The sequence below is a fragment of the Vibrio sp. 1078-1 genome, assembly GCF_033340475.1.
The window spans coordinates 1-565 of record NZ_JAWOWM010000691.1; the positions used below are offsets into that span (position 1 = coordinate 1).

A 565-nucleotide genomic window follows, 5' to 3' on the forward strand; every position below is an offset into this window, starting at 1 on the left:
CTTCTCCAAGATGGTGGCGAACCTCCTGCCGATCATGAATATGCTGACGTCCGGGGAGCTAGGCCCTCTGCTGTCTCCAGACTCATCTGATCTGAGCGACGAACGCCAGATCACTGATTCCGCAAAAATCATCAACAACGCTCAAGTTGCTTATCTGGGGCTCGACTCCCTGACCGACAACATGGTTGGTAGTGCTATGGGGTCCATCTTCCTGTCAGACCTGACAGCGGTTGCCGGTGACAGATACAACTACGGCGTCAACAACAGACCCGTAAATATCTTTGTTGATGAGGCTGCTGAGGTGATCAACGACCCGTTCATCCAGCTCCTGAACAAAGGTCGCGGTGCGAAACTTCGTCTTTTCGTTGCAACTCAGACTTTTGCTGACTTCGCAGCTCGACTGGGTAGCAAAGACAAAGCGCTCCAAGTGTTGGGGAACATCAACAACACGTTTGCTCTGCGTATCGTCGATGGTGAAACACAGGAGTATATCGCGGATAACCGGCCGAAGACCCGGCTCAAGTACGTGATGCGGACTCAAGGCCAGAACTCGGATGGCAAGGAG

At 52.9% G+C, this 565-nt stretch carries 1 protein-coding gene; it reads left to right on the forward strand.

Annotated features, from left to right (window positions below):
• A partial coding sequence (locus R7190_RS29545) for a TraM recognition domain-containing protein (RefSeq protein WP_318138160.1) occupies nucleotides 1-565 on the forward strand: 565 nt, incomplete at both ends.